The organism is Streptomyces beihaiensis (genome assembly GCF_026274175.1).
GTDB lineage: Bacteria > Actinomycetota > Actinomycetes > Streptomycetales > Streptomycetaceae > Streptomyces > Streptomyces beihaiensis.
The window spans coordinates 1-19,722 of sequence record NZ_JAPHNL010000285.1 but is presented as its reverse complement, the minus strand read 5'-3'; the positions used below and the strand labels follow the sequence as shown (position 1 = coordinate 19,722).

The window sequence follows — 19,722 nt, the reverse complement described above, 5'->3', positions numbered from 1 at the left end:
GAGCGTCGGCAACCGACGACAACGCGGCAGATGTGCGCACCGGGGCCCGCGGCCCCGGCAGGACCCATCGGACAGACCCTCACCTTCGGGCATCACCTTTCCATAGCAGGAGCGAATCATCATGGCCAAGGCCCAGGTCCAGCGCATGTCCCGGTTGATGGCGAAGACGCTGCGCGACGACCCGGCGGACGCCGAGGTCCTCAGCCACAAGCTGCTGGTCCGCGCCGGTTACGTGCGCCGCACCGCCGCCGGTGTCTGGTCCTGGCTGCCGCTGGGCAGGAAGGTCCTCGCGAACGTCGAGCGCGTGGTGCGCGAGGAGATGGACGCCATCGGCGCGCAGGAGGTCCTGCTGCCCGCCCTGCTGCCCCGCGAGCCGTACGAGGCGACCGGCCGCTGGGAGGAGTACGGCGCCGAGCTGTTCCGCCTCAAGGACCGCAAGGGCGGCGACTACCTGCTCGGCCCGACCCACGAGGAGATCTTCACCCAGCTGGTCAAGGACCAGTGCACGTCCTACAAGGACCTGCCGGTGATCCTCTACCAGATCCAGACGAAGTACCGCGACGAGGCCCGCCCGCGCGCCGGCATCCTGCGCGGCCGCGAGTTCCAGATGAAGGACTCGTACTCCTTCGACCTGGCCGACGAGGGGCTGGCCGAGTCCTACGCGCTGCACCGCGCCGCGTACCAGCGGATCTTCGAGCGCCTCGGCCTCGACTACCGCATCTGCGCCGCGACCGCCGGTGCGATGGGCGGCTCGAAGTCGGAGGAGTTCCTCGCCCCCGCCGCGGCCGGTGAGGACACCTTCGCCGACTGCCCGCAGTGCGACTACGCGGCCAACACCGAGGCCATCACGTACCCGCTGCGCCCGGTCGAGGGCGTGGACGTGCCCGCCCTGGAGGAGATCCCCACCCCCGACACCCCGACCATCGAGACGCTCGCCGCGCACCTGGGCGTCGAGGCGGCGCAGACCCTGAAGAACCTCCTGGTGAAGGTCGACGGGGAGATCGTCGCCGTCGGTGTCCCCGGCGACCGAGAGGTCGACATGGACAAGGTCGAGGCGTACTTCGCACCGGCCGCGGTGGAGCTGGTCACGGCCGAGGACTTCACGGGCCGCCCCGACCTCGTGCGCGGCTACGTCGGCCCGCAGGGCCTGGAGAAGGTGCGGTACGTCGCCGACCCGCGCGTCGCCCCCGGCACCGCGTGGATCACCGGCGCCAACAAGGACGGCACGCACGCCAAGAACGTCGTCGCGGGCCGCGACTTCACCGTGGACGCGTACGTGGACGTGGTGGTGGTGCGGGAAGGCGACCCGTGCCCCGTCTGCGGCACCGGGCTCAAGCTGGACCGCGCCATCGAGATCGGCCACATCTTCCAGCTGGGCCGCAAGTACGCGGACGCCTTCCAGCTGGACGTTCTCGGCCAGAACGGCAAGCCGGTGCGCGTCACCATGGGCTCGTACGGCATCGGTGTCTCGCGCGCCGTCGCGGCCCTCGCCGAGCAGCACGCCGACGACAAGGGGCTGATCTGGCCCGAGGAGATCGCCCCCGCGGACGTCCACGTGGTGGCGGCGGGCAAGGCCCTCCAGACCGAGCTGGCCCTGGAGATCTCGGAGAAGCTGGCCGCGGCCGGTGTCCGGGTCCTGGTCGACGACCGGCCGGGCGTCTCGCCGGGCGTGAAGTTCACGGACTCCGAGCTGATCGGCGTCCCGAAGATCCTGGTCGCGGGCCGCCGAGCCGGGGACGGCGTCGTCGAGCTGAAGGACCGCCGCACCGGCGAGCGCGAGGAGCTCACGGTGGAGGAGGCCGTGTCCCGCCTGACGGCGTGACCCTCCCTCCCCCGTACGACTGACGGCCCGCCCACCGGCTCCCGCCCGGCCGGGCGGGCCGTGGCGTCGGCGTGGGGCCTCACGGCCGGGCGCCGCCCCGCCGTCGCAGGAACCCGTCCGACCGGCCCATCCGGGTTCACTCCGATGACCCTTTCCGCCGTGCCGCCCCCGTGCGCCTCGGGATACGGAGGAAGCACACGCCGTTTACTGGCGTGAGCCGACCCGTCCCCAGGAGGCATCCATGACGGATGCGAACCCTTCCCCCACCACAGGCGGCACGGCCGCGGACGCCGAGGACGAGGAATCCCCGATCCACATCCTCTGGATCAACGCGGGCCTCAGCTGCGACGGCGACTCCGTGTCGCTGACCGCCGCCACCTTGCCGAGCATCGAGGAGATCGTCCTCCAGGGCCTCCCCGGTCTGCCCAAGATCGCCGTCCACTGGCCGCTGATCGACTTCGAGTGCGGTCCCGCACAGGGCGCGGACTCGTTCATCGAATGGTTCTTCAAGGGCGAACGCGGCGAGATCGACCCGTTCGTACTCGTCGTCGAGGGCTCCATCCCCAACGAGTCCATCAAGCCGGAAGGCTACTGGTGCGGCTTCGGGGACGACCCCGAGACCGGGCAGCCGATCACGACCAGCGAGTGGATCGACCGCCTCGCGCCGAAGGCCCTGGCCGTCGTGGCCATCGGAACGTGCGCCACCTACGGCGGCATCCACGCCATGGAGGGCAACCCGACCGGAGCCATGGGCGTGCCCGACTACCTCGGCTGGGACTGGAAGTCCCACGCGGGACTCCCGATCGTCTGCGTCCCCGGCTGCCCCATCCAGCCGGACAACTTCGCCGAGACCCTCACGTACCTGCTGTACCAGGCGGCCGGCTCGGCCCCCATGATCCCGCTCGACGACAAACTCCGGCCCACCTGGCTGTTCGGCGCCACCGTCCACGAGGGCTGCGACCGCGCCGGGTACTACGAGCAGGGCGAGTTCGCCGCCACCTACGACTCGCCCAAGTGCCTTGTGAAGCTCGGCTGCTGGGGGCCGGTCGTGAAGTGCAACGTTCCCAAACGGGGATGGATGGACGGGATCGGCGGGTGCCCGAACGTCGGCGGCATCTGTATCGCCTGCACCATGCCCGGATTCCCCGACAAGTTCATGCCGTTCATGGACGAGCCCCCCGGAAGCAAGGTGTCGAGCACCGCCAGCGGCGTCTACGGGGCCGCCGTCCGGCGCCTGCGCGCGATCACGGAGCGGACCGCGGACAAGGAGCCCAAGTGGCGCCACCGCGGCAGCGAACTCACCACGGGCTACGACCGGCCCTGGTGACCGGCCACACAAGCAGCGTCCACACACGTTCGACGACGAAGGGCACGGAAAACGCTATGGCACCCACGTCATCGGCCGCCAAAGACGGCAGCGGCCTGATGGAGATGTCCTGGGACCCGATCACCCGGATCGTGGGGAGTCTCGGCATCCACACGAAGATCGACTTCAAGCAGAAACGGGTCGCCGAGTGCTACAGCACGTCGTCCGTGTTCCGCGGCTACAGCGTCTTCATGCGCGGCAAGGACCCGCGCGACGCCCACTTCATCACCAGCCGCATCTGCGGCATCTGCGGCGACAACCACGCCACCTGCTCGGTCTACGCCCAGAACATGGCGTACGGCGTGAAGCCGCCGCACCTGGGCGAGTGGATCATCAACCTCGGTGAAGCGGCCGAGTACATGTTCGACCACAACATCTTCCAGGAGAACCTGGTCGGCGTCGACTACTGCGAGAAGATGGTCCGCGAGACCAACCCCGGGGTCCTGGAACTCGCCGAACGCACCGAGGCCCCGCACGCCGCCGAACACGGCTACCGCACCATCGCCGACATCATGCGCTCGCTGAACCCGCTGGAAGGCGAGTTCTACCGCGAGGCACTCCAGGTCAGCCGCTACACGCGGGAGATGTTCTGCCTGATGGAGGGGCGCCACGTGCACCCCTCCACCCTCTACGCGGGCGGCACCGGCACCGTCGCCTCCGTCCAGCTGCTGACGGACTACCTGACCCGCCTCATGCGCTACGTCGAGTTCATGAAGCGCGTGGTGCCGCTCCACGACGACCTGTTCGACTTCTTCTACGAGGCCCTCCCGGGCTACGAGGAGGTCGGCCGCCGCCGCGTCCTGCTCGGCTGCTGGGGCGCGCTCAACGACCCCGAGCACTGCGACTTCACCTACGCCAACATGACCGACTGGGGCCGACGGATGTTCGTCACCCCCGGCATCATCGTCGACGGCAAGCTGGTCACCAACGACCTCACGCAGATCAACCTCGGCATCCGCATCCTGCTGGGCAGCTCCTACTACCAGGACTGGGAGGGCCAGGAGAAGTTCGTCACCCACGACCCGCTCGGCAACCCCGTCGACCCCCGCCACCCCTGGAACCAGCACACCATCCCGGCGCCGCAGAAGCGCGACTTCGACGACAAGTACAGCTGGGTGATGTCCCCGCGCTGGTTCGACGGCAAGGAACACCTCGCCCTCGACACCGGCGGCGGCCCCATCGCCCGCCTGTGGTCCACCGCCCTGTCCGGCCTCGTCGACTTCGGCTACGTCAAGGCCACCGGCCACAGCGTCGTCATCAACCTGCCCAAGTCGCTGACCAAGCCGGAGACCACCTTCGAGTGGAAGATCCCGAAGTGGAGCAACGCCCTGGAACGCAACCGGGCCCGCACCTACTTCCAGGCCTACGCCGCCGCCTGCGCCCTGCACTTCGCCGAGCAGGCGCTCGACGAGGTACGCGCCGGCCGCACCCAGACCTGGGAGAAGTTCGAGGTGCCCGACGAGAGCATCGGCTGCGGCTTCACCGAGGCCGTACGCGGCGTCCTCTCCCACCACATGGTGATCAGGGACGGCAAGATCGCCAACTACCACCCGTACCCGCCGACCCCCTGGAACGCCAGCGTGCGCGACAGCTACGGAACGCCGGGACCCTACGAGGACGCGGTGCAGAACACCCCGATCTTCGAGGAGAACTCCCCGGAGAACTTCAAGGGCATCGACATCATGCGGGCCGTCCGCAGCTTCGACCCCTGTCTGCCCTGCGGCGTGCACATGTACGTCGGAGGCGGCAGGACGGTCGAGACCACGCACGTGCCCACCGGCCTGAGCGGACTGGCCGGATGAGCGCCGCCGACCGGACCGCACAGCGGGTCGAGGAACTGCTCGACCGGCTCTCGGCGTCGGCCGACCCGGCCGTCCACGACACCGCCGAAGAGCTCGTCCGCGCGCTCATGGAGTTCTACGGCCTCGCGCTGCAACGCGCCGTCACCCTGCTGTCCGGACGCAGCGGCAACCCGCTGCGCGCCCTGCTCGACGACGACATCACCGCCGGTGTGCTCGCCCTGCACGACCTCCACCCCGACGACGTCCGGGCGCGCGTCCAGCGGGCCCTCAAGTCCGCGGACGCCGCGGGGACGGAGGTGACCGCCCACGACCCGGAGACCGGCACCCTGCGGCTGCGCGCCGGTGCGAGCGGCGGCGGGTGCGGCTGCTCCGGAAGCACGGCGGACCGCCGGGAACGCATCGAGGCGGCTCTCGCCTGCCACGCACCCGAGATCGCCGCCGTGGAGTTCGTCGAGGCCCCCACCGAACGCGAGCCCGTGCTCCTGCAGATCGCCCGCGCCCCGTCACCGCCCGCCTCCGGCGGGGAGGCCCCGTGACCGGCCCCGCACGGACACGGGGGCTGCGCCGGTTCACCGCCCCGCGGCCACCGGCGGTCGAACGCTGCGAACTGTGCTCGCTCCCCGTGCCCGAGACACACCGTCACCTCGTCGACTCCGAACGGCGCGCCCTGGTGTGCGCCTGCACCGCCTGCGCCCTGCTCTTCGACCGGGAGGGCAGCGGCACCGGACGCTTCCGCACCATTCCGGGCCGCTGGCTGAGCGAACCGGAGGACCGCCTGGACCAGCGGGGCTGGCACGCGCTCGGCGTGCCGGTGGACGTCGCCTTCTTCTTCCGCGACGCCGCCCGGGGACGCCTGGTCGCCCTCTACCCCAGCCCGGCCGGGGCGACGGAGAGCCAGGTGGACCCCGCCGCCTGGGACGCCGCCTTCGCCGGTTCCGCCCTGGCGCACGCGCTGGCGGAGGACGTGGAGGTCCTCCTGGCGCGCCGCACCGACGAGCGCGTCACCTGCCACCTCGTACCCGTCGACGCCGCCTACGCACTCGTGGGCCGGCTGCGACGGCACTGGCGCGGCTTCGACGGCGGGCCGCGGGCCCGTGCCGAGCTCGACGCGTTCTTCGCCGAGGTGGACCGCCGCAGCGTTCCCGCCCCCGCGCCCGCGCCGCCCGCCGCGTCCCGAGGAGCCACCCCGTGAGTGACCTGACCTTCGCGTGCACCGGGGTCCGTGGCGACCCGCACGCCGCCGGGCCCACACTCGTGTTCCGGCTGCGCATCACCGCCGACGCCGCCGAACGCGTCCACGCCCTCGCGCTGCGCTGCCAGATCCGCATCGAGCCCGCCGGACGCCGCTACAACGCCACCGAGGCCACGCGCCTGGGCGACCTGTTCGGCGAGCCGTCACGGTGGGCCGCCAGCATGAAGCCCCTCCAGTTCGCGCTCGTGTCCGTCATGGTGCCCGGGTTCTCCGGGATCACCGAGATCGATGTGCCGGTGCCCTGCACCTACGACCTGGACATCGCCGCCACCAAGTACTTCGAGGCGCTCCAGGAGGGCGCGGCACCGCTCACGCTGCTCTTCTCCGGGACGGCCTTCCGGGGCGAGCGCGGCTTCCGGGTCCAGCCGGTGCCCTGGGACCGCGAGGCGACCTGCCCGCTCCCCGCCGCCGTCTGGCGGCAGACCATCGACGAGCACTTCCCCGGCTGCGGCTGGCTCCGGCTGCCCCGCGACACCATGGACGAGCTGCGCGCCTACCGCTCCCGGCACGCCCTGCCCTCGTGGCACGAGACCGTCACCCGCCTGCTCCAGGCCGCGGAACACGACCGGGACGAGCCGCGCGCGGAGGTGGCGACCCCATGACGACGAGCCACCCGGCCAACGCCGCCGAAGCACTCTTCGACACCGCGCGCCACGCCGCCGACGCCGTCCTCTTCGAGGGCTATGTGCTCTACCCCTACCGCGCCTCCGCGGCGAAGAACCGGCTGCGCTGGCAGTTCGGCGTGCTCGTGCCCCCGCGGTGGGACGGCGTCGAAGGAGAGCGCGGCACCCAGCGCACGGAATGCCTGATGGAACCCCGGACCGGCGCCGAACTCCACGTACGCGTACGGTTTCTGCGGCCACAGCGGCGCGCCGTGCAGCGGTCCGCGGCGCCCGACGGCGGAGGCGACCGGTTCGAGACGGTCGAGACGCTGGAACTGGCCGACCGGGTCCTCGTGCCCTGGGACGAGGGCGTGGAGGAGAGCGTCGACGTGCGTGTGCCCGTCGACGAACTGGGACCCGAGCCCAAAGAGTTCCCCTTCTCCCTGGCCGCGGCCGACACGACCGAGACCGTCCGCGACGAGCACGGCCGCACCGTGGGGCGCCTGGTGCGGCGCCGCGAGGAGATGTCGGGCCGCCTGCGGCTCGCCGCGGCCGAACTGCCCGGCCCGTACCGGGTCATGCGGCTGACCGCTCTCCTGGAGAACACGACACCCGTCGCGGCGCCCCCCGGAGCGCGCCTCGCCCGCGAGGACGTTCTGCCGCACTCGATGGTGTCCGCCCACCTGATGGCCGGGCTCACCAGGGGCGGGTTCCTCTCGATGACCGACCCGCCCCAGTGGGCGTCGGCGGCGGTCGCCGAGTGCCGCAACGAGCACACCTGGCCCGTGCTCGCCGGGGCCGACCGGGGCAGTGACGTCATCCTGTCCTCGCCGATCATCCTCGAGGACCATCCGCGGATCGCCCCGGAGAGCCCCGGAGCCCTCTACGACGCGACGGAGATCGACGAGATCCTGGCGCTGCGCACCGCCACCCTCACCGACGACGAGAAACGCCAGGCACGCGGCACCGACGCGCGCGCCGGAGCCGTCATCGACCTGGCCGACTCCATGCCGCCCGAGGTCCTCGACCGCCTCCACGGAGCGGTACGGTCCCTGCGCGACATCACACACCCGCCCGACCCGGCCCCCGAGTACGACGTGCCGCGGCCCGAGGCCCCCTGGTGGGACCCGGGCGCCGACGCCGGCGTCGACCCCGGACGCGACAGCGTCCTCGTGGACGGGACCGCCGTCGCCGCGGGCAGCCGCGTACGACTGAGACCCGGGCCGCGGCGCACCGACGCCCAGGACATGTTCCTGCACGGCCGGGCCGCCCTCGTCGAAGCGGTCCTGCACGACGTCGACGGATCCGTCCACCTGGCGGTGACCCTCGACGACGACCCGGGCGCCGAACTCGCCCGCGCGCAGGGCCGCTTCCGCTACTTCCAACCCGACGAGGTCGCCGTACTGGAGGAACCATGAGCACACCGCGCGTCCTGATCGCGGGGCTCGGCAACATCTTCCTCGGCGACGACGGCTTCGGCGTCGAAGCGGTCGGCCGCCTCGCCCGCCGGGCCCTGCCGGACGGCGTGCGGACCCTCGACGTGGGAGTCCGCGGGGTCCACCTCGCGTACCAACTCCTCGACGGCTACGACTGCGTGGTCCTCGTCGACGCCACCGCACGCGGCGGCGCACCGGGGACCGTCTACCGCATCGACGACCCGCACACCGACCCGCACACCGGCCCGGCGTCCGTACCGGGCGCCGCCGTGATCGACGGCCACCGCATGACACCGGACGCCGTGCTCGCCCTCCTGGAGACGCTCAGCGCCGGCATGCGGGCGGCCCCTCCCGCGCGCATCCGGCTCGTCGGCTGCGAACCGGCCGACCTGTCCGAGGGGATGGGGCTGACCGACGCGGTCGAGGCCGCGATCGAGCCCGCGCTCGCGGCGGTCCTGCGGATCGTGGCCGAAGAGACCGGCCACCCGCAGGCCGCACCCCCCATGCCGTTCGCGACGAAGGAGCAGCGATCGTGAAGAAACTCGTCCTCGGCCTCCTGGCCGCCGGAACCGTCGCGGTCGTGGCCGCCAACCTCCCCGACATCAAGCGGTACCTCCGGATGCGCGAAATGTGAGGCGCCGGTGCGCGTGGCGGCGGCCGGCGCGCCGCGGCCACGCCTGTACTGAGGACGGCCGCCGGCCCGTCCACGCCACGCGGGGGAGTGACCTTGCACGAGATGTCCATCGCACTGGCCGTCGTCGGCCAGGTGGAGGAAGCCGCCCGCGCCCAAGGGCACGACGCGGTCGCGTCCGTCACCCTGCGCGTCGGCGAACTCGCCGGAGTCGTGCCCAACGCCCTGACCTTCTGCTTCGAGCTCGCCTGCGAGGGCACCGCGCTCGCCGGTGCCGCCCTCGCCACCGAGCACGTCCCGGGCCGCGCCCACTGCCCGCCGTGCGACCACGCCTGGCCGACCGGCACGCCGCCTTCCCTGACCTGCCCACGGTGCGGCCTCGCGGCGGCCGGCCTGGTGTCGGGCCGCGAACTGGAGATCGCGCGCGTGTCCTGGTCCGGCGCCACCGTCCCAGAGGAAGGCTGATCCCCCATGTGCCGAGCCACCGACCTGCGTACCGCGGTCCTGGCCAAGAACGACCACGGCGCGCAGGAACTGCGAGCCGAACTGGCGGCCCGCCGGACCGCGATGGTCAACCTGCTGTCCAGCCCCGGCAGCGGCAAGACCGCCCTGCTGGAGGCCGAACTGACCCTCGCCCGCGAGCGCGGGGTGCCCGTGGCCGCGCTCACCGCCGACCTCGCCACGGAGAACGACGCCACGCGCCTGGCCCGGTCCGGCGCCCCCGTGCGCCAAGTCCTCACGGCGGGCCTGTGCCACATCGAGACGGACATGCTGCGCGGGCACCTGGACGGCTGGCTCCCCGACGCCACACGCCTGCTCTTCGTGGAGAACGTCGGAAACCTCGTCTGCCCCGCCTCCTACGACCTGGGGGAGACCCTGCGCGTCGCCCTGGCCAGCGTGACCGAGGGAGAGGACAAGCCCCTCAAGTACCCCACGGCGTTCGGACTCGCCCATCTGGTCGTCGTCACCAAGGACGACCTGGCCGCCGCGGCGGAGTTCGACCGCGCCGCCTTCCTCGACCACGTGCGGCAGGTCAACCCGGGCGTCGAGGTCGTGTTCACCTCGGCGCGTCGCGGCGCGGGGGTGGGGCAGCTCCTGGACCGGGCGCTCGCCGCGGCCGACGGCGAGCCCGTGCACACGCCCGTGATGGCCGCGACCGCCCCGGCCGACCGGGAGCCGGTGCGGTGAGCGCCACCCCGGACGGCGTGACCAGGGCGCGGCGGCGCGTCGTCGTCCGCGGGGTGGTCCAAGGGGTCGGGTTCCGCCCGTTCGTCTACGGACTCGCCCACCGCCTGGAACTGTCCGGACACGTGACCAACACCGGCGAGGGCGTCGTCGCCGAGGTCGAGGGGACGCGGAGCGCGGTCGCGGAGTTCTGCGACCGCGTCGCCACCGACGTCCCGCCCCTGGCGGTCGTGCGGTCGGTGCGCCACGAGCCGCTGCGACCGCTGGACGACGGCGACGCGTTCCGCATCCTCCCCTCGTGCGGCGAGGGCCGCACCGCCACCCTGGTCTCCCCCGACGTCGCCACCTGCCCCGCGTGCCTGGCGGAGCTGGGCGACCCCACCGACCGGCGCTACCGCCACCCCTTCATCACGTGCACCCACTGCGGCCCCCGCTTCACCATCGTCACCGGCCTCCCGTACGACCGCGCCAACACCACCATGGGCGGCTTCCCCCTGTGCGAGCGGTGCGCGAGGGAGTACGACGACCCGGGGGACCGCAGGTTCCACGCCCAGCCGGTCTCCTGCCACGACTGCGGGCCCCGGCTGTCCCTCCTGCTGAACGAGGCGGGCCGGGCCCGGCCGACGAGCGGTGACCCCCTCGCGCGGGCCCGCCGCCTCCTGGCCGAGGGTGCGATCGTCGCCGTGAAGGGCCTGGGCGGGTACCACCTCGCCTGCGACGCCACCGACGACACTGCCGTCCGGCGGCTGCGGGAGCGCAAGGCACGTGGTGACAAGCCGTTCGCCGTGATGGCCAAGGACCTGCGCGAGGTCGAGCAGCTGGCCGAGGTGAACGACCTCGAACGCCGGCTGCTCACCGGAACACGCCGACCCATCGTGCTCCTGCGCCGCCGCGACACCCCCCGGCCCGGCGCGCCGAGCCTCTCGGACGCCGTGGCCCCGCGCTGCGCGGACCTCGGGGTGATGCTCGCCTACACCCCGGTCCACCACCTGCTGCTCGGCCTGCCCGAGGACCCCGTGGGCGCGCGGCTGCTCGTGATGACCAGCGGCAACCTGGGGGGCGAGCCCATCGTCACGGACGACGACGAGGCGCTGCGCCGCCTCGCGCCGCTCGTCGACGCCTGGCTCACGCACGACCGTGCCGTCCACGTCCCGTGCGACGACTCCGTGGTGCGGGTCTGCGACGGCGCCGAACTGCCGGTGCGGCGCTCGCGCGGCTATGCGCCCCTGCCCGTCGACCTGCCGCTTGCGGTGCGGCCCGCGCTCGCCACCGGCGGCGACCTGAAGAACACCTTCTGTGTCGCCGAGGGACGCACGGCGTGGCTGTCGGCGCACATCGGGGACATGGACGACGTCGCCACCCTCGACGCCTTCGACGCGGCCCGGCGCCACCTCGCCCACGTCACGGGCGTCGAGCCCACGACGTGGATCACCGACCGCCACCCCGGATACCGCTCGGTCCGCCTGGCCCACCGCGCCGCCCGGCGTCACCCCGTCCACCAGGTGCAGCACCACCACGCCCACATCGCCTCCGTCATGGCGGAGAACGGTCTCGACGGGTCGCGGCCGGTCATCGGCGTCGCGTTCGACGGAACCGGCCACGGCGCCGACGGAGCGGTCTGGGGAGGCGAGTTCCTCCTCGCCGACTACGACGACTTCCAGCGGGCCGCGCACCTGCGGTACACGCCACTGCCCGGCGGGGACGCCGCCGTGCGCCGCCCTTACCGCATGGCCCTCGCGCACCTGTGGGCCGCCGGGCTCGACTGGCACGAGGACCTTCCCGCCGTAAGGGCCTGCCCGCCCGCCGAACGGCGCGTCCTGGCACGGCAACTGGCCCGTACGGTGAACTGCCCGCCCACCTCCAGCATGGGACGCCTCTTCGACGCCGTCTCCTCACTGTCCGGGGTGTGCCACCACAGTGCGTACGAGGCACAGGCCGCCATCGAACTGGAGGCCGTCGCGGGGCGGGACGCCGCGCACCGCGCGGCCGGCGGATACCGGTTCGAGGTGCGCACCACGCCCGACGGCGTCCACCAGCTCGACCCGGCGCCCGTCGTCGCGGCGGTGGCCGCCGACGTGCTCGACGGCCGTCCCCGGTCCCTGGTCTCCGCCCGCTTCCACCTGGCCGTCGTCGAGGCGGTGCGGCAGACGTGCGCCCTGCTGCGCGAGCGCTCCGGCATCGCCGAGGTGGCCCTGAGCGGTGGCGTGTTCGCCAACGCGCGCCTGCTCACCGGGTGCGCGAGAACCCTCCGCGACGACGGATTCACGGTACTCAGACACCGGCTCGTACCGCCGAACGACGGCGGCCTCGCCCTCGGGCAGCTCATGGTCGCCGGCCGGAGCGCCGCGCCCGGCCTCGTACGGACCCGACAGCCCGCGCGGCAGCAGCGATGAGGAGGAACACATGTGCCTGGCGGTGCCCGGCAAGGTCCTTGAGATCGAGGAGAGAGACGGCACCCGCATGGCGTCCGTCGACTTCGGCGGCGTCGTGAAGGAGGTGTGCCTGGAGTACCTGCCCGACCTACGGATCGGCGAGTACGCCATCGTGCACGTCGGTTTCGCGCTCCAGCGCCTCGACGAGGAGTCCGCGCGCAGGACCCTGGACCTCTTCGAGAACCTCGGCCTCCTGGAGGAGGAGTTCGGCGACCCCTGGGAGCAGGCGGCCCGTACCGACACGCCGACCCCGGAGGCCGGACGATGAAATACATCGACGAGTTCCAGAACCCCGACCTCGCCCGTCGGCTCCTCGACACGATCCACGCCACCGTCACCCGGCCGTGGGCCCTGATGGAGGTCTGCGGCGGCCAGACCCACTCGATCATCCGCCACGGCATCGACCAACTGCTGCCGGAGGAGATCGAACTCATCCACGGCCCCGGCTGCCCGGTGTGCGTCACCCCCCTGGAAATGATCGACAAGGCCCTTGAGGTGGCCTCCCGACCCGGCGTGATCTTCTGCTCGTTCGGCGACATGCTGCGCGTACCGGGCACCGACCGTGACCTGTTCCAGGTGCGCGCCGCCGGAGGCGACGTCCGCGTCGTCTACTCGCCGCTCGACGCGCTGCGGATCGCCCAGGAGAACCCCGAGGCGCAGGTGGTGTTCTTCGGCATCGGCTTCGAGACGACCGCGCCCCCCAACGCCATGGCGGTGTACCAGGCGCGGCGGCTCGGCGTCCGCAACTTCAGCCTCCTGGTCTCCCACGTCCGCGTGCCTCCGGCCATCGAGGCCCTGATGACGTCACCGCAGTGCCGCGTGGACGCCTTCCTCGCCGCCGGGCACGTGTGCAGCGTCATGGGGACGCAGGAGTACCCGGACCTCGCCGCGACCCACCGCGTCCCCATCGTCGTCACCGGTTTCGAGCCGCTCGACATCCTCGAAGGCGTACGACGCGCCGTCACCCAGCTGGAGCGCGGCGAACACACCGTCGACAACGCCTACCCCCGTGCCGTGCGCGCCGAGGGCAACCCGGCGGCCCGCGACATGCTCGCCGACGTCTTCGAGGTCACCGACCGGGCCTGGCGCGGCATCGGCGTCATCCCGGACAGCGGCTGGCGCCTGTCCGGGCGCTACCGCGAGTTCGACGCCGAACACCGCTTCCAGGTCGGCGCCATCACCACCACGGAACCCGCCGCGTGCCGCAGCGGCGAGGTCCTGCAAGGGCTGCTCAAGCCCCACGAGTGCGAGGCGTTCGGCACCACCTGCACCCCGCGCACCCCGCTCGGCGCGACCATGGTGTCCAGCGAGGGCGCCTGCGCCGCCTACTACCTCTACCGCCGGCTCGGCGGCACACCCACACCCACGACAGCGGAGGCGACCCACGTTGGCTGACGTCACCCAACTCGCGGACAGCGGCACCGGACCGGCCGCACCGCCCGACTTCTCCGGGTGGACCTGCCCCGCGCCCCTGCGAGGCCAGAAACAGATCGTGATGGGCCACGGCGGCGGCGGGGCCCTCTCCGCGGAACTCGTCGACCACGTCTTCGCGCCCGCGTTCGGCGGCGCGAGCCTCGCGGCCCTGGCCGACTCCGCGGCCCTCAGCGTCGGCGGCGTGCGGCTGGCCTTCTCCACGGACTCCTTCGTGGTGCGTCCGCTGTTCTTCCCCGGCGGCAGCATCGCCGACCTCGCCGTCAACGGCACGGTGAACGACCTGGCCATGAGCGGGGCGCGCCCCGCCTACCTCTCCTGCGGGTTCATCCTGGAGGAGGGGGTCGAGATCGAGACGGTCGCCCGGGTCGCCGAGGCGCTGGGCGCCGCGGCACGCACGGCCGGGGTCGAGGTCGTCACCGGCGACACCAAGGTCGTGGAGGCCGGCCACGGGGACGGCATCTACATCAACACCTCCGGCATCGGAGCGATCCCCGCCGGTGTCGACATCCGTCCGCAGCGCGCCACCCCCGGCGACGTCGTCATCGTCAGCGGGCCCATCGGTGAACACGGCGTGGCCATCATGAGCGTGCGCGAGGGACTGGAGTTCGGCGTCGACATCCGCAGCGACTGCGCCGCGCTGGGCGGCCTCGTCGAGAGCATGCTGGACGCCGCCCCCGACATCCACGTACTGCGGGACCCGACGCGCGGCGGGCTGGCCGCCGCACTGAACGAGATCGCCACCGCGGCCTCCGTCGGCGTCGTCGTCCAGGAGCGCGCGGTGCCCGTGCCGGACGAAGTGGCCAACGCCTGCGCCGTGTTGGGCCTGGACCCGATGTACGTCGCCAACGAGGGCAAGCTCGTCGCCTTCGTACGCCCCCAGGACGCCGACGCGGTCCTCGCCGCGATGCGCGCGCACCCGCTGGGCCGCGCGGCCACGGTGATCGGCGAGTGCGTCGACGACCACGCGGGCATGGTCGTGGCCCGCACCGGCCTCGGCGGCACCCGGGTGGTGGACCTGCCCCTGGGCGAGCAGCTGCCGCGTATCTGCTGACCGGTCCCCGCCGGGCGGCGGGCCGCTCCGGCCGGCCCGCCGCCGGGCTCGGCTCAGTCGCTACAGCCAGCCCGCGAACTCCAGCAGGTTCTCGCCGTCCCGGACACGGCCCACTCGCAACGCCCGCGCCCCCGACTCCACGGCCCGGAACAGCGTCCAGCCGCGCAGCCGGTCCCGGTCCACGTCCAGGGATTCCGCCAGGCGCTTGACCCGGCGGCGGGTGATCGAGGGACCCGACGGGGAGCCGATCAGGTCCTCCACGCGGTCACGCACCAGCCGCGCCAGGTCGAAGGCACACTCGCCCACCACCGGGTCGGGGCCGACCGCCAGCCACGGCATCCGCTCGCCCTGCAACACCTTGCTCTGCCGGAACGTGCCGTGCAGCAGCTTGAGTTCGGGCGGCGCCGCCACCAGCTCCGCACGCGCCCTCACCGCCGCGTCCACGAGCGGCGCGACATCGGGGAGGGCCTTCGCCGTCGCGCGCATCGACGCCGCCTGGCGCCCGGTGCGCTCGGGCACCGTCTCGCAGTTGCGGCCCTCGGGCGGGTCCACCCAGAGCCTGCGCAGCGTGCCCGCCGCCTCCAGGAGCGCCTTGGCCTCCGGCAGCGTACGGACCGAGACCTCGGGGTGCAGCCGCTCCAGCAGCAGTGCCCCGTCCTCCACACCGGGGTCCAGAAGGCGCACCGCGCCCAGCCCGTCCCAGTGCGCGAGCGCCGCCCGCTCAGCCTCCGGACGGAACCGCGCAGGCGCCAGCTTCAGAACCGCGGGCGAACCGTCGGGCCTGCGGACATGCGCGACCAGGCTGCTGCGCCCGCCGGGCAGATGCACCCGCTCGACGCTCACCCCGCGCCGCGCCGCGGCCTCGTCCAGCTCGGCGCCCAGGCGGTCGAGCCACGCCGACGCCCCCTCGTCGCGCACCTCGCCGAGCGCGTTCGCAAGGCGCGGAGGCGGTTCGAAACCCATGCGCGAGTGATTCCCTTCGAAAGACTGCTACGTGCGGGGGCCCGCCGCGGAGGTCGGCGCGGAGCCCGAAGGCGTCGTGGGCACCGCGGCCCGTTCGGCGAGCCCAGGGAAGGCTACGCTCCCGCCACGCCACCGCACCGCGCGGACCGCGGCCTCCCGCAGCGCGTCGGCCGCCCCGCGCCGACGCTCACCGGTCGCGGCCCGTACGAGATCCGAGTACGCCCCGGCCACCTTGTCCTCGATGTCGGCCGCGAGCCGCGCCGCTGCCGCCGAGTCCGGCACCGGGAACGGCAGCGCGTAGGCGCCCGCCGACGGAGCGGGCGTGCCGCCCAGGTCCCGGACTGTGCGGCTGAGCGCGTCACGGCGCGCGCGGTGCGCGTCGTACGCGGCCTTCGCCTCACCGCGCCTGCTCTGGCGGACCCGGCCGCCGACCACCCCGTACCCGTACACCGCCGCGTGCTCGGCCCGCAGCGCGGCCTGCGCCGCCGCCAGCACCTTGTCCTCGCTCACGCCCCGTGCCCCTCTCCGCCGCGGCCCTCGCCCAGCAGGTACGCGTGACCCGCCCCGCACGCCGCCACCGACGCGATCAGCCGCGCCAGCTCGCCCGGCGTGCCGGGCTCGGCCAAGGCCGTCATCCGCTGGTCCGACATCTCCCGCTCCGCCGCGGCCAGCGCCCTGAGCACGTCCTTCTCGGCGACCGGCGCCGTGCCCGGCGAGGCCGACGCCACCGAAGCGGTCGGCGTGCTCGCCCCGCCGAAGGCCCGTACGTGCCGCTCGACCTCGTCCCGCAGCGGGCCGATCCGGTCCGCGAGCGACGGACGGGCCGCCAGCGCCTGGTCGTACTGGCCGAGCAGATCCGCGCTCCGCCGCGCCTCCCGGGCGCGCAGCCGCTGCTCCAGCCCGGCGGCCCCCGGCCCGCTCTGCCCGCCCGAGCCCCGGCCGTCGTCGGAGCAGCCCGTCAGCAGGGCCGCCCCGGCCATCGAGGCGAGCACGGTTCTACGGCGCGGCCGTCGGCGGGGCCGCGGCGGCTGAGGGGTGAGGGGCACGGGAACGTCCTCGGCGGGAGACGTACGGGGGGCGAGAGGCGAAGCGAGGCGAAGCAAGGGGGACTACGGGCGGGCTCAGAAAGGTTTCGGTGCCGCCGGGAGGCAGCGGCCGGTGATCACCGTACCTTCGCGCCGCGCCCGGTGGACGGCAACACCCCCCTGGACCGGATACGCTTTGACCCGACGCGCACAGAACGCAAGCCACGACAACAGCACACGCGGCCGAGGAGTCACCCGGATGAGCACCACCCAGCACGAGAGGCTGCGAGAACTACTGGAGCCGCTCGTCAGCTCGCAGGGACTCGAACTGGTAGAGGTCGAAGTGGCCTCCGTCGGACGCAAGCGCGTGCTGCGTGTGGTCGTCGACTCCGAGCAGGGAGCCGATCTCGACAAGGTCGCCGATGTGAGCCGCGCGCTCTCGGCGAAGCTCGACGAGACGGACGCGATGGGCGAGGGGGAGTACGAGCTGGAGGTCGGCACCCCCGGCGCCGAGCGCCCCCTGACCGAGCACCGGCACTACGTCCGTGCCACGGGACGCCTCGTCAAGTTCCAGCTCGCCGAGGGCGGCGAGCTCGTCGCGCGCATCCTCAAGGCCGACGACGACGGCATCGACCTCGAGGTTCCGGGCGTCAAGGGCCGCAAGCCCACCGCCCGCAGACTCGGCTTCGCGGACATCGCCAAGGCGCGCGTCCAGGTCGAGTTCAACCGCAAGCCCACTGACGACGACGCATAACAAAGACATGCTGAACAGAGAAGAGGAGGCGTAGCCGTGGACATCGACATGAGCGCCCTGCGGGGTCTGGTCCGGGAGAAGGAGATCTCCTTCGATCTGCTGGTCGAGGCGATCGAGTCGGCCCTCCTCATCGCCTACCACCGCACCGAGGGAAGCCGCCGCCACGCGCGCGTGCAGCTCGACCGCGACAGCGGCCACGTGACGGTCTGGGCGAAGGAGGACGCGGCCGACCTGGAAGAGGGCCAGGAGCCGCGCGAGTTCGACGACACCCCGTCCGACTTCGGCCGCATCGCCGCCACCACCGCCCGGCAGGTCATCCTGCAGCGCCTGCGCGACGCCGAGGACGACGCGACGCTCGGCGAGTACGCGGGCCGGGAGGGCGACATCGTCACCGGTGTGGTCCAGCAGGGCCGCGACCCGAAGAACGTCCTGGTCGACATCGGCAAGCTCGAGGCGATCCTGCCGGTGCAGGAGCAGGTGCCGGGCGAGGAGTACCCGCACGGCGCGCGCCTGCGCTCGTACGTGGTCCGGGTCGCCAAGGGCGTCCGCGGCCCGTCCGTGACGCTGTCGCGCACCCACCCCAATCTGGTGAAGAAGCTCTTCGCGCTGGAGGTGCCGGAGATCGCCGACGGCAGCGTGGAGATCGCCGCCATCGCGCGTGAGGCCGGTCACCGTACGAAGATCGCGGTGCGCTCGACGCGGAGCGGGCTCAACGCCAAGGGCGCGTGCATCGGCCCGATGGGCGGACGTGTGCGCAACGTCATGGCCGAGCTCAACGGCGAGAAGATCGACATCGTCGACTGGTCGGACGACCCGGCGGAGATGGTCGCCAACGCGCTCTCCCCGGCCCGCGTCTCCAAGGTCGAGGTCGTCGACATGGCGGCCCGTTCGGCCCGGGTGACCGTGCCGGACTACCAGCTCTCCCTCGCCATCGGCAAGGAGGGGCAGAACGCGCGGCTCGCGGCCCGGCTCACCGGCTGGCGCATCGACATCCGCCCGGACACCGAGACACCCGAGGCCGGGGCCGGGGAATAAATCCTGGCGCCCCGCGCTTGAACCACGACAGTATGTGACGAGAGACAGCCGTTCGATTCTTGCCCCAAAGGGGTGAGGTCGGTACGGGGAGGTAGACTTAAGCGTGTCTGGCCGGACGCATGCCCGCGCCTGCCCTGAGCGAACCTGTGTGGGATGCCGGGAGCGAGCGGCCAAGAGCGATCTGTTGCGGATCGTGGTGATCGAGGGCGAATGCGTCCCCGATGATCGCGGTACGCTGCCCGGCCGGGGCGCGTATGTGCACCCCGTCCTGGCCTGTCTCGACCTGGCGGTCCGCCGCCGGGCGTTCCAGAGGGCCTTCAAGGCTCCTGGTCCGTTCGACACGGCGGCCCTGCGCCACCGCGTCGAGCAGGCAACACCGTAAGACGTGCCGCACGGAACCGCCGTGCGGTCCTGGTACCTCGCGATTGGAAGTAGGTCGAGATTGCGATGAGCACTCGATGAGTACGCGATGAGTACGCCCATGAAGTAGCGACGGTCCGGCGTAACCCGGACCTAAAAGGAGCGAAGTGGCTAAGGTCCGGGTATACGAACTCGCCAAGGAGTTCGGTGTGGAGAGCAAGGTCGTCATGGCCAAGCTCCAGGAACTCGGTGAATTCGTACGGTCGGCGTCCTCGACCATCGAGGCGCCCGTTGTACGCAAGTTGACTGATGCCCTCCAGCAGGGCAACGGCGGGGCGAAGCCCGCCAAGAAGGCCGCGCCGGGCAACCCCGCGCCGGCCAGGCCCGCGGCGCCCAAGCCGTCCCCCGCGCAGGCCGCCAAGCCTGCCGCCCCGCGCCCGGCGGCCCCCAAGCCCGCCGCGGCCGAGAAGCCCGCTGCCCCGGCACCGGGTCCGCGCCCGACGCCGGGCCCGAAGCCCGCGGCGAAGCCGAAGCCGGCCACCCCGGCCCCGGCGACCCCCGAGTTCCAGGCC

22 protein-coding genes are annotated in these 19,722 nt (G+C 72.7%); 19 read left to right on the top strand and 3 right to left on the bottom strand.

The annotated features are described in order from the left end of the window. Positions 1-121: 121 nt before the first annotated feature. From OFY01_RS24600 to hypE, 15 genes are all read left to right on the top strand, one after another. Positions 122-1,822 (top strand): proline--tRNA ligase, encoded by a 1,701-nt coding sequence (locus tag OFY01_RS24600; RefSeq protein WP_266603378.1) that lies wholly within the window; start codon positions 122-124, stop codon positions 1,820-1,822. 241 nt (positions 1,823-2,063) lie between these two features. After that, positions 2,064-3,149 (top strand): NADH-quinone oxidoreductase subunit B family protein, encoded by a 1,086-nt coding sequence (locus tag OFY01_RS24595; RefSeq protein WP_266603377.1) that lies wholly within the window; start codon positions 2,064-2,066, stop codon positions 3,147-3,149. Positions 3,150-3,205: 56 nt separating this feature from the next. Next, positions 3,206-4,990, top strand: a complete 1,785-nt coding sequence (locus OFY01_RS24590) for a nickel-dependent hydrogenase large subunit (RefSeq protein ID WP_266603373.1) — start codon at positions 3,206-3,208, stop codon at positions 4,988-4,990. Further along, positions 4,987-5,526 carry a hypothetical protein gene (locus OFY01_RS24585; protein ID WP_266603371.1) on the top strand — a complete coding sequence of 180 codons (540 nt, stop codon included), beginning with the start codon at positions 4,987-4,989 and terminating at the stop codon, positions 5,524-5,526. Before OFY01_RS24590 ends, OFY01_RS24585 begins: the two co-directional genes overlap by 4 nt. Then, the gene (locus tag OFY01_RS24580; protein WP_266603369.1) at positions 5,523-6,182 is read left to right on the top strand and encodes a DUF5947 family protein; all 660 of its coding nucleotides are present in this window, start codon (positions 5,523-5,525) and stop codon (positions 6,180-6,182) included. Before OFY01_RS24585 ends, OFY01_RS24580 begins: the two co-directional genes overlap by 4 nt. Next, positions 6,179-6,844, top strand: coding sequence for a DUF6084 family protein (locus OFY01_RS24575; RefSeq protein WP_266603367.1), 666 nt, complete (start codon positions 6,179-6,181; stop codon positions 6,842-6,844). The genes OFY01_RS24580 and OFY01_RS24575 overlap by 4 nt, the downstream gene beginning before the upstream one ends. Continuing rightward, on the top strand, positions 6,841-8,262 hold the full coding sequence (locus OFY01_RS24570) for a hypothetical protein (RefSeq protein ID WP_266603366.1): 1,422 nt from the start codon (positions 6,841-6,843) through the stop codon (positions 8,260-8,262). The genes OFY01_RS24575 and OFY01_RS24570 overlap by 4 nt, the downstream gene beginning before the upstream one ends. Continuing rightward, the gene (locus OFY01_RS24565) at positions 8,259-8,816 is read left to right on the top strand and encodes a hydrogenase maturation protease (RefSeq protein ID WP_266603364.1); all 558 of its coding nucleotides are present in this window, start codon (positions 8,259-8,261) and stop codon (positions 8,814-8,816) included. The genes OFY01_RS24570 and OFY01_RS24565 overlap by 4 nt, the downstream gene beginning before the upstream one ends. Continuing rightward, on the top strand, positions 8,813-8,914 hold the full coding sequence (locus OFY01_RS32685; RefSeq protein ID WP_407700414.1) for a DUF6893 family small protein: 102 nt from the start codon (positions 8,813-8,815) through the stop codon (positions 8,912-8,914). The genes OFY01_RS24565 and OFY01_RS32685 overlap by 4 nt, the downstream gene beginning before the upstream one ends. 93 nt (positions 8,915-9,007) lie before the next feature. Continuing rightward, positions 9,008-9,376 carry a hydrogenase maturation nickel metallochaperone HypA/HybF gene (locus OFY01_RS24560; RefSeq protein WP_266603362.1) on the top strand — a complete coding sequence of 123 codons (369 nt, stop codon included), beginning with the start codon at positions 9,008-9,010 and terminating at the stop codon, positions 9,374-9,376. 6 nt (positions 9,377-9,382) lie between these two features. Continuing rightward, entirely contained in the window at positions 9,383-10,099 is a 717-nt protein-coding gene (gene hypB / locus OFY01_RS24555; RefSeq protein ID WP_266603360.1) for a hydrogenase nickel incorporation protein HypB, read from the top strand. Then, positions 10,096-12,489 (top strand): carbamoyltransferase HypF, encoded by a 2,394-nt coding sequence (gene hypF, locus OFY01_RS24550; RefSeq protein ID WP_266603358.1) that lies wholly within the window; start codon positions 10,096-10,098, stop codon positions 12,487-12,489. Before hypB ends, hypF begins: the two co-directional genes overlap by 4 nt. Before the next feature lie 10 nt (positions 12,490-12,499). Continuing rightward, a complete protein-coding gene (locus OFY01_RS24545) occupies positions 12,500-12,796 on the top strand; it encodes a HypC/HybG/HupF family hydrogenase formation chaperone (protein ID WP_266603356.1) in 297 nt (98 codons plus the stop codon). Further along, on the top strand, positions 12,793-13,923 hold the full coding sequence (gene hypD / locus OFY01_RS24540; RefSeq protein WP_266603354.1) for a hydrogenase formation protein HypD: 1,131 nt from the start codon (positions 12,793-12,795) through the stop codon (positions 13,921-13,923). The genes OFY01_RS24545 and hypD overlap by 4 nt, the downstream gene beginning before the upstream one ends. Positions 13,924-14,023: 100 nt before the next feature. Further along, positions 14,024-15,013, top strand: a complete 990-nt coding sequence (gene hypE / locus OFY01_RS24535; protein WP_266603397.1) for a hydrogenase expression/formation protein HypE — start codon at positions 14,024-14,026, stop codon at positions 15,011-15,013. 60 nt (positions 15,014-15,073) lie between these two features. Here the strand turns inward: hypE and OFY01_RS24530 are convergent, their stop codons facing one another. The 3 genes from OFY01_RS24530 to OFY01_RS24520 are packed head-to-tail and all read right to left on the bottom strand — an operon-like array spanning position 15,074 to position 17,022. Beyond that, the gene (locus OFY01_RS24530; RefSeq protein ID WP_266603352.1) at positions 15,074-15,976 is read right to left on the bottom strand and encodes an aminoglycoside phosphotransferase family protein; all 903 of its coding nucleotides are present in this window, start codon (positions 15,974-15,976) and stop codon (positions 15,074-15,076) included. A 27-nt stretch (positions 15,977-16,003) separates the two neighbouring features. Next, the gene (locus OFY01_RS24525; protein WP_266603350.1) at positions 16,004-16,486 is read right to left on the bottom strand and encodes a ferritin-like domain-containing protein; all 483 of its coding nucleotides are present in this window, start codon (positions 16,484-16,486) and stop codon (positions 16,004-16,006) included. After that, the gene (locus OFY01_RS24520) at positions 16,483-17,022 is read right to left on the bottom strand and encodes a hypothetical protein (RefSeq protein WP_323135553.1); all 540 of its coding nucleotides are present in this window, start codon (positions 17,020-17,022) and stop codon (positions 16,483-16,485) included. Before OFY01_RS24520 ends, OFY01_RS24525 begins: the two co-directional genes overlap by 4 nt. A 238-nt stretch (positions 17,023-17,260) precedes the next feature. On the opposite strand from OFY01_RS24520, the gene rimP reads away from it, so the two are divergent. From rimP to OFY01_RS24500, 4 genes are all read left to right on the top strand, one after another. Next, complete coding sequence (rimP, locus tag OFY01_RS24515) at positions 17,261-17,755, top strand: ribosome maturation factor RimP (protein ID WP_266603348.1); 495 nt, start codon at positions 17,261-17,263, stop codon at positions 17,753-17,755. Between the two features lie 36 nt (positions 17,756-17,791). Next, positions 17,792-18,790: a transcription termination factor NusA gene (gene nusA / locus OFY01_RS24510; protein WP_266603346.1), complete on the top strand. Its 999-nt coding sequence runs from the start codon at positions 17,792-17,794 to the stop codon at positions 18,788-18,790. Between the two features lie 103 nt (positions 18,791-18,893). After that, positions 18,894-19,172 (top strand): YlxR family protein, encoded by a 279-nt coding sequence (locus OFY01_RS24505; protein ID WP_266603344.1) that lies wholly within the window; start codon positions 18,894-18,896, stop codon positions 19,170-19,172. 145 nt (positions 19,173-19,317) lie between these two features. After that, a partial coding sequence (locus tag OFY01_RS24500; protein WP_266603342.1) for a translation initiation factor IF-2 N-terminal domain-containing protein occupies positions 19,318-19,722 on the top strand: 405 nt, incomplete at its 3' end.